The organism is Pseudomonas brassicacearum subsp. brassicacearum (assembly GCF_008801605.1).
GTDB lineage: Bacteria > Pseudomonadota > Gammaproteobacteria > Pseudomonadales > Pseudomonadaceae > Aquipseudomonas > Aquipseudomonas brassicacearum.
Genome location: NZ_VZPJ01000005.1, coordinates 434,663 through 444,232 on the forward strand (window position 1 = coordinate 434,663; position 9,570 = coordinate 444,232).

General features: G+C 61.0%; 3 protein-coding genes and 1 rRNA gene. All 4 read right to left on the reverse strand.

All coding sequences use genetic code 11. The annotated features are described in order from the left end of the window. Positions 1-67 precede the first annotated feature (67 nt). Positions 68-2,164 carry an exodeoxyribonuclease V subunit alpha gene (gene recD / locus F7R20_RS15205; protein ID WP_003197526.1) on the reverse strand — a complete coding sequence of 699 codons (2,097 nt, stop codon included), beginning with the start codon at positions 2,162-2,164 and terminating at the stop codon, positions 68-70. Continuing rightward, entirely contained in the window at positions 2,161-5,850 is a 3,690-nt protein-coding gene (recB, locus tag F7R20_RS15210; protein ID WP_003197524.1) for an exodeoxyribonuclease V subunit beta, read from the reverse strand. The genes recD and recB overlap by 4 nt, the downstream gene beginning before the upstream one ends. Continuing rightward, the gene (gene recC, locus F7R20_RS15215; RefSeq protein ID WP_003197523.1) at positions 5,847-9,299 is read right to left on the reverse strand and encodes an exodeoxyribonuclease V subunit gamma; all 3,453 of its coding nucleotides are present in this window, start codon (positions 9,297-9,299) and stop codon (positions 5,847-5,849) included. The genes recB and recC overlap by 4 nt, the downstream gene beginning before the upstream one ends. Before the next feature lie 156 nt (positions 9,300-9,455). Continuing rightward, positions 9,456-9,570 (reverse strand): 5S ribosomal RNA (gene rrf / locus F7R20_RS15220).

Consider the following 9,570-nt stretch of genomic DNA (forward strand, 5'->3'; position numbering starts at 1 on the left):
TACGGACATATCTGACAGAAAACAGCCAAAATCGTGACCCCAGCATTGAATCACGAAAGCTGATCATTCAGTCATCACCCTCCAGTTCCAACATCAGCCCGCTCAAGCGCTTGACCTTGCGCCGCACCGCCTCCTCAAACACCCCCGCTCGCGGCTCTATCAGGCTGAACCATTGCTTGCCCCGAGTAATGGCGGTGTACACCAACTCCTTGGTCAATACCGGGTTCAGCGCATCCGGGAGAATCAACGCGGTATGGGTGAATTCCGAGCCCTGGGATTTGTGCACCGTCATGGCATACACGGTTTCCACATCATTCAGGCGGCTGGGCAGGACGAAACGCACACCGCCCTGACCGTCGTTGCGCGGGAAAGCGACCCGCAGAACCTGTTTTCCAGCATCAGGCCCGTCACGCTCGGGCAACTTGAGGGCGATACCGATATCGCCGTTCATCAGCCCCAGCCCATAGTCGTTGCGGGTCATCAGCACCGGGCGTCCTTCGTACCACTGATGATCGCTATCGATAAGGCGTGCCTTGAGCAAGGCGGCGGTGATTCGCAGGTTCAGTCCTTCGACGCCCCACGGACCTTTGCGCACCGCGCAAAGCAATTGGAATTCGTCGAAGGCCGCCAGGACTTCCCGGGCCCAATCGGTCCAGCAACGGTCTTCCAGCGGGCGAGAAATGGCCGGGCGTCGCTGCCGTAGCAGGTTCAGGTAATGCCGATACCCCTGGGACCCATCTGGCTTGCCGTCGAGTAACAGCTTCTCCAGTTTCGTGTCGTGTTCATTCGCCAACTTCAGGGAAGACAGATCGGCATGCTGCCCTTGCTCCAGCAACTGACGGGCTTTTTCAGGCTGCTGCTGGTTGACCCAGCGAGCCAGCTGACCGATCCCGCTGCCTTCGCCGAAGCGCCGGGAATGCCTGAGCATGACCACTTGCTGTGCCAGGGGATGAGTGCCGTCGAGGTCCTGTTGCAGGTCACCGGCCGCCAGGTTTTCACCGCTGACCGACTCAAGCCAGGCTCGGGTCCGGGGGCTGTACCAGCCCTCCTCGGCGTCTCGACACAAATCCCCGAGCACCGCACCGGCTTCTACAGAGGCCAACTGGTCCTTGTCCCCCAGCAATACCAACCGTGCATGGGCCGGCAGAGCATCCAGCAGATTGGCCATCATCTCCAGGTCGATCATCGACGCTTCATCGACCACCAACACATCCAGTGGCAAGCGATTGCCTGCATGGTGGCGAAAATGCCGGGTGCCAGGGCGGCTGCCCAGCAAACGATGGACTGTCGTGACGTCGCAGGGAATCCGTTCGCGCACCGCGTCGTCCACATCCAGGGTCCGGACCTGCTGGCTGATGGACTCGGTCAGGCGCGCCGCCGCCTTGCCAGTGGGCGCGGCCAGGCGAATCCGCAGCGGCTTCCCGGCCTCGACGGCCGGTGCCTGGAGCAGGGCCAGCAGGCGCACAACGGTCGTGGTCTTGCCGGTGCCCGGGCCGCCGGTCACGATGCTGAAGGACCCGCGGGTTGCCAGCGCGCAGGCCAGTTTCTGCCAATCGATCGGGCCGCTGGCATTGGCCGGCCCGAACAACCCGTCCAAACGCTCGCGCAGGTCGCCGGGCGCCGCTTCATGCTCGATAAGCCGTTGACGCAACGCTTCATCGATCCGCCGTTCATAACCCCAGTAGCGGCGCAGATAAAGACGTTTGCCAGACAGCACCAACGGACGTTGCTGCGCCTCTTCGCTCCCATCCACGGCCAGGGCCACCAGACGACTGGACGCCAGGACCTTGCACCAATGGACGCCGTCCAGTGTCGCCAATATTTGCGATGGCAGCAGCATCACACCCGTCTGCAGGTCACCCTCGGGAGGCAGGGACAGAGCAAAATCCGGTTCCTTGAGGGTCTCGAACACATCCAGGCAAACATGCCCGTGACCCAGTTGATGACTGGTCAACGCAGCGGCGAGCAGGACCAATGGATCATCGTCGGGTGCCAGTTCATGGAGGAACGCCACGAAGGCCTTGTCCAGGGCGCGCAACCAGCCGCGCTCGACCCAGCGCGTCAGTAACAACAGCAGGTCCTGCGCACGGCTCAAGGGCGCCAACTCCACCAGGCTTTCGTCGTCGGACGACTTGGGCAGCAGGTCGGCAAAAGAACGACTCATAGCAATTCTCCCTGTACCCACGCCGGCTCGGCCTTGGGTTCGGGCGCCCCTTGGAACAGACGATCCAATTGTTCGATCAATGCCCGTGGCGGCTTGGCGAAATACACACCCTGACTGGCTGAGCGGGTTCCGCGAAGGAACAGGTACAACGCGCCGCCGACATGCCGGTCGTAGTCGTAATCGGGGAGCCGTGCCTTGAGCTGGCGATGCAGGGCCAACAGGTACAGCACGTATTGCAGGTCGTAGCGATGGTCCAGGATCGACTGTTCCATGGCCGGTACGGTGTAGGCCATGTCATCGACACCCAGCCAGTTGGATTTGTAATCGGCCACGTAGTACCGACCGTCGTGCTCGAACGTCAAATCGATGAAGCCCTTGAACATGCCATTGAGCAGCACCGGCTCCGCTGCAACTCGGGCCACACCGCCATGGGTGAACCGGCAAACCAGCTGGTCGAGCTTTTGCACATCGACCTTGTGGCTGGCGAACCAGAACTCCATTTCGACCTGGAATTGGCTCAGGTCTTCGAGCACCACTGGCGCCTGGTCGTTGCCGACGTGCATGGGCATCTTGATCAGGTGCTGCAGCCAATCGCTCAGCGTGGTGATCCAGCCTTTCCAGCCTCGGCGATTGCAGCGTCGGGCAATGGCATCCTCGATATCCGCTGGCGCCGATGAAAAGCCCTCCCCTGCGGCCCACTCCAGCAGACCATGCAGGAAAGTGCCGGGGTTGGGGCCACGGGGAAAGCGGTGGATGTCGCCACCGATAGCGATAGTCTCCCTGGGAGCGTCCGGATCCAGTCGTTCATCGTCGAACAGTTTCTGGGCCTGCGGACTCTCTGGCGCGGTATCGCTGCCTTCGCTCAGGCTTTCGCTGATGCGTAAGGCACTGTAGGACGCGATCCACCAGTTCTCGCTGGCTTTTCGCAAGGGCACCAAGGGCTCAAGCAACACGGCTTCGTTGCGCGGGGGCCGGTAGTGCTCGTCGGTGGCTTCGGGCATTGGCTGGTAGCTCACCGCGTCGCTGCCTTGTTGCAGGTCTTCCAGCCAACGCCTCAACTCCACCGACTCGGTCAGCGGTGCACCACCGCCCAATAGATACCCCAACGCGGACACATGGAGGATCGAGCGATTGTTGCTGCCCCGCTTGAGATCCGCGACACCTAGCCAGCAGGCATGTTGTGCACGGGTCAGAGCCACGTAGAGAAGCCGCAGATCCTCAGCCAGACGCTCGTCATCGGCCTTGGCGATCAATTCGGCAGTGGGCTTGAGGCTGATCTGCGCCTTGTTGGCCTCATCGTGGTAGTGCAATGGCAGTCGACTGCCGTCCACCGGTTTCGTCGAGCAGATGAAGGGCAAGAAGACCAACGGATATTCGAGGCCCTTGGACTTGTGGATCGTGACCACCTTGACCAGTTGCTCATCGCTTTCCAGGCGCAGGATCTGCTCTTCTCCCGCCTGCCCGGACAAGGCCAGGTGCTCGGACAAATGCCGGATCAAGGCTTGTTCGCCATCCAGTTCACCGGCTGCCTGCTGCAACAGTTCGCAAAGGTGCAACAAGTTGGTCAGCACCCGCTCGCCATCGCTGCGCACCATCAAGGCCTGGGGCAGTTCGAAATCATGCAGCAGGCGCCGCAACATCGGCAGCACGCCCTGGCTGCGCCAGACCGTACGATAACCGCGGAATTGCATGACCCGGGCTTCCCAGGCCAGCTCATCCTGATTGAGACGCTCCAGTTCCGTCAGCGACAGATTCAACGTGATGCTGGCCAGAGCCGCCCGTAGCGGTCGTTCGGCATCCGGCTCGGCACAGGCCTTGAGCCAGACAAGCAAATCACGCGCTTCCTGCGAGGCAAAGACCGAATCCTTGTCGGACAGATAGACACTGCGCACGCCTCGCGCGGACAACGCGTCTCGCACCGCCTGCGCTTCTTTACCATCGCGCACCAGGATGGCGATATCTGCCGGGCGCACGCCTCGCAGCACTTTTCCATCGACCGTGAAGCCATCGCGTCCTGACTGGCCGCCGTTGAGCAACGCCGTGATCTCACTGGCGCAAGCGGCCGCCATGGATTGTCGATACACCGCACCGGAAAGCGGCTGCTCCGACGACAGGTGCCAGATGTTCAGCGCCGCGACCACCTGCCCTGCGACCCGCAAGGACTCCTTGCGTCCCTGGGATTCAACGGACAGGAACGGCACCGGGTTCTCGCCCGAAGGTTCACGGAACAGAAAGGCCCCACGCCCCTTCGGGCGGGACTCGGCATTCTGGAAAACATGGTTTACCGCACCGACCATGGCATGGCTGGAACGGAAATTCGTGCCCAGCGTGTGCAGCCTGCCAGCAGTGGCTTCGCGAGCGCGCAGGTAGGTATAGATGTCGGCACCGCGAAACGCGTAGATCGCCTGCTTCGGATCGCCGATCAGGAAAAGTCCGGTCCCGGGGTCGTTATCTTCGATACGGTAGATGCTTTCGAAGATCCGGTATTGAACCGGGTCGGTGTCCTGGAACTCATCGATCAGCGCTACCGGAAACTGCTCGCGGATCAGGCTCGCCAGACGCTCGCCTCCGTCGGCCTGCAGGGCCGCGTCGAGGCGCAGCAGCATGTCATCGAAGCCCATCTCGGCGCGGCGACGCTTCTCTGCCTCGAAGCGCGCCCCGACCCATTGCGCGGCATGCTGCAATACGGCGGCATCTGGCGTGGGCAACGCATCCAGGCTGGCCTTGAGACTGGCCATGGCGTCCAGCCCGGGATGGTTGGGCACGTCACCTTTCCAGGCTTCGGCCATGCCCTCGGGCGTCAACCGCGAGAACCCGGTGCCGATGTCCAACAGCTCAAGGCTTTCGTCATCGACCCAGGCAGTGATTTTCTGAAACCACGGTTCGAAGTAACGCGCCTGCATCTTGCGCCCGTCGACAGACTTGCTGGCCACGCCTTGCTGGCATATCTGCAACAGTTCCACCGCCCATTGCCGCCACGGCGCCTTGAGATCGAGCAAGGCGGCACTGCGCTCCTGCAAGGCCGCGGCGATGAGTTCGGCAGGCTCAAGCCCGTCACCATCGCCACGCTCGCTGGAAAACAAGCCTCGTACCCGCGGCAACAGCGCAGCAGGCCCTCCCCAATGGGTACGCACCCAGCTCAGCGCCTCGCCTTGCATCGAATAGCAGAACAACCGCCAATAATCGCGCAGCACCTCGCCCAGCAATTCGCTGTGGTCGGTTTCCAGGGTCTGGGTGAACAAGCTACCGCTGTCGAAGGCGTGCTCACGCAACATGCGCTGGCACCAACTGTGGATGGTCGAGACGGCCGCTTCGTCCATCCACTGCGCAGCGATGTCCAGCCGGTTCGCGCAGCCAGGCCATTGGTCGGCGTTGAACTCGTCGCGCAACGCAACGATCAGCGAATCCGGGGCGGGAATTTCGTCACGGAAGAAGCGTGCGGCTTCGGCCAGACGGGTGCGAATTCGTTCACGCAACTCTTTGGTGGCAGCGTCCGTGAAGGTCACTACCAGGATTTGCGGTGGAAGCAACTCGCGGCCAAAGCCGGACGCCGAACCGCCATGCCCCAGCACCAGACGCAGGTACAACGCCGAGATGGTGAAGGTCTTGCCGGTACCGGCGCTGGCCTCGATCAGTTGGCTACCATGTAGCGGGAAAGCCAAGGCCAATGGTGTCTGTCGACTCATGAACGGGCTTCCTCGCCGACCAATGAACGCCATGGGGCTTCGAGCAACGGCCGGTAAAGCGCATCGCACCAATCGGGGAATGTTTCGTCAGCCATCAAGGCATCGAAATCAGGAAACTGTCGAGCCAACGCCGGACTTTCCCGCCGTTCGCCTTCAAACGTCTGTCCATCGCCCTCATAGGCTTTGCGAGCCGCCGCTTCGGCCTTGTCCGGATCAGTCTGGCCGAGCCAGGCGAAAGCCGTCTTCACCGCGATTGGTAGCGGCTGGCGCATACCGGTCTGCCAAGCCAGCAGCATGTCGCCCAGTAGCCTTTGTGCGACAGGCTCGTCAAAAGGTGCCAGCAGCAAGCTGTCATCACTGGCCACCAGCGCCGTCGTCAACGACAAGCCATTAGCGCAGGCCACGAGATGGTTGACCCAAGGCCGTATCAAGCGATGCCACTTACGGGTCTTGGTGGAGCCAATGCTGTTGGGTATGGCCGTGATGGCGAGGACCGCACCGTCGGAACGCTGATGCAAACCACTGAGCCAGCCCTCGACATTCACTCCCTGCAATTGCAGGCTGACTGGCACAGCGCTGACCGACGGTGTCGGCCATAACGCCAGAAGCTGTTGGTAACGCTGGAGCAGATCCGGCAGGGGTTCAATCAATTCACGCTGCATGCACTCACCGAAACCGGCCATGGGTAACAGACCACTGTTCTGCAGTCTTTTGGCGTGGGCGGTGAGGGCAAGATCCGGCTGGTCCAGGCGTACCAGGGCGGCCTCGAGCAGACTGTCACTCAGGCTGTAGCGTTGCAGCGCATCGAGCACAAAAGGTTCGTCATCGGCCAAAGGCGCTTCGATGGCCTCGAAGAACACCTTCAACCGCTGACTGAAGAAATGGCGGACAGGATTGCGCAGGAAGTCCTGCAACTGCCCGAGGCCCAAGGGCTCTTCCTGAACATAGGGCTCCAGCATCCGGTTTTTATCGGTTTGATCGCAAGCGTCATGGAGCATCCGCCATTCGCTGGCGTAACTGAACAGCTCGTCACCTTGATGGAAATAACGTGCACTGAACGGTTGCAACGGATGCTCCTGGGTCAGGGCATCGAGAAGAGGCTTGCCGTCATCTGCCAACCGCCAGCCACTGGCGAGATGATCGCGCAGTTGGCCGATCAACACCGATGCCGGGCGCTCGCTGTTGTCGCGAATACTGCGCCCCACCCAACTGATGTACAGCTTTTCCCGAGCAGAAAGCAGCGCTTCCAACAGCAGGTAGCGGTCGTCCTCACGGCGGGAACGATCGCCCGGACGATAATCGCCGCCCATCAGGTCGAAGTCCAACGGCGGCTGGGCTCGTGGGTAATCACCATCATTCATTCCCAGCAGGCACACCAGCTTGAAGGGGATCGCGCGCATCGGCATCAAGGTACAGAAGTTGACTGCGCCGGCCAGGAAACGCTGGGACAGTCGCCCCTGATCCAGTCCGGCCAACCACGCCTCTCGCACCACCGTCAGCGGCAATTCATCGTGCAGTCCCACCGACTCACAGGTTTCCAGCCAGGTTTCACGCAAGTCTTCGAGTTGGGCCAGCAAATAGTCGTCATGCTCGTTGCTTGCCTGGAAAAACAGCTGCATCAGATCTTGCAGGCGTGAACCCCATTGCTGCGGCGATGCCGGCCGGGTGAGTTCCTGATGGGCAACTTCCAGGGCATCCAGCAAAGCAACCAGGGGACCGATCAACGCCGCATCCAGGCCCCCGATTTCGTCATAGGGCTCAATGCCCTCATAAGCGCTCGAACTGCCGACGGCATACCCCAGCAACATGCGACGCAAGCCGAAATGCCAACTGTTCTGCTCAAGCTCGGCAGGCAGGCCCAACCCGGCACGGTGTTCGGCGCTCATCCCCCAGCGAATGCCTGCTCCTTCGATCCAGCGGTGCAGTGTCGGCAGGTCGGCCTCATCGATGCCAAACCGTTCGCGTAACGCCGGGACATCCAGCAGATCGAGGATTTCGCTGACCGGGAAACGACTGTCCGGCAGCTTGAGCAAATGCTCGACGGCGATCAGCAGTGGATCACGTCCACGCTGGCCCTGGTCGGTCAGCGTGAAGGGAATGAACCGCGGGTCGCTCCTGTCGAGCTGGCCGAACACTGCGCGAATGTGCGGTGCATAACTGTCGATGTCCGGGACCATGACGATGATATCCCGTGGGCGCAGGGTCGGATCCGCACTGAAGTGGGCCAGCAATTGGTCGTGGAGAATTTCGACTTCACGCTGGGCGCCATGGGCCACATGAAAGCGAATCGAGCCGTCTCGCTCTGTATCGACGACAGGCCAGTGTTCCCGGGTTTCGTCCAGGGGGCGCAGCTCCAGGATGTCATCCTGCAACTGGCTGAGAAGGGTCGTGGGGGTCCCATCGGTGAACAGGTCGATTCGCCCATCGCGAAATACCGAGCGATAGCTGTTCGGGTCATCGTAGCTGTCGAGCAGGTTGATATAGTCGCGCCCTTGCTTGCCCCAGGCGGCCAATAACGGATGGGCATGTTGATGCAGGGTTTGCGGATCGAGGACGACGGGCATGCCAGCCTTGCGTGCCTGGCGCTTGTATTGGTGACGCAGCAAATCCTTGTCGGCGACGATGTCCGCCCAATGATGGCGACACGGGTTATGCACGCAGAGCAGAACCTGGCTGAACCGGGAAAGGCCGGCGAGCGCCTCCAGTACCTGGGCAGGCAACGACGAAATACCAAACACGATGACCCGTGCGGGCAGGCCTTTCGGAGCGACTTCCAGACTGTTGATACGCTCGATGTAGCGCTGATGAACGCCGGCACGGCTTTGCGCCATGCCTTGCTCTCCCACATCCAGCAGCAAGGCTCGCCACAGCTCCGCTTGCCAGCAATTTGCCGGTGCAAGCGGCTTGATTTCACCTCGGACATTTCTGGTCTGGTGTCGACCTTCCGCCCAATCCTCAAGCCAGTCGGCCCGGTAGACCTGGTACTGGTCGAACAGATCGGCAAGACGCTCGGACAGTTGATAGCGCTTGCGCAAGTCGGTGTCTTGGGTAAGGAATCGGCGCAGAGGTTCAAAATGAGGCTGCTCAATCAACTGCGGCAGCAGACGCATCAGGCGCCAGGTTAGCGGAGCCTTATCCAGCAGGGACTTGGCCGGAATTTCGTCGCGTCCCAGGACCGTTCGATAAAGTTGCCACATGAAACTGCCCGGCAGTTGCACATCAATGGCAGCCGCAATACCGCAGCCACCGGAATCATCGTCTTCCGGGTCTTCGGCCAGTGCGAGCTTGAGCCATTGGGCAATGCCGTTGCTCTGTACCAGGGCGATTTCATTTTCAAGGGGGGCCAGCGGATAGCGCCGCATCAAGCTGATCACCAGGCTGCGCAATTCATCAAGGCGATTCCCGTGAACCACCATGAAAGCTGGGCTAAGGGACGTTGCGTCCGGCATGAAAGGCATCCTTGAAATTGCAAAAGCTAGGGGCAGAACCTTAGCACTGTCGGGGGGTTGTGACAGCCGGGAGCTTTCCGCGCTTGTCGTAAGAACTTTCCCGCGGGCAAAACAAAACCCCTACCTGCATCAGCAGATAGGGGTTTCGGAATTTAATCTTGACGATGACCTACTCTCACATGGGGAAACCCCACACTACCATCGGCGATGCATCGTTTCACTGCTGAGTTCGGGATGGGATCAGGTGGTTCCAATGCTCTATGGTCGTCAA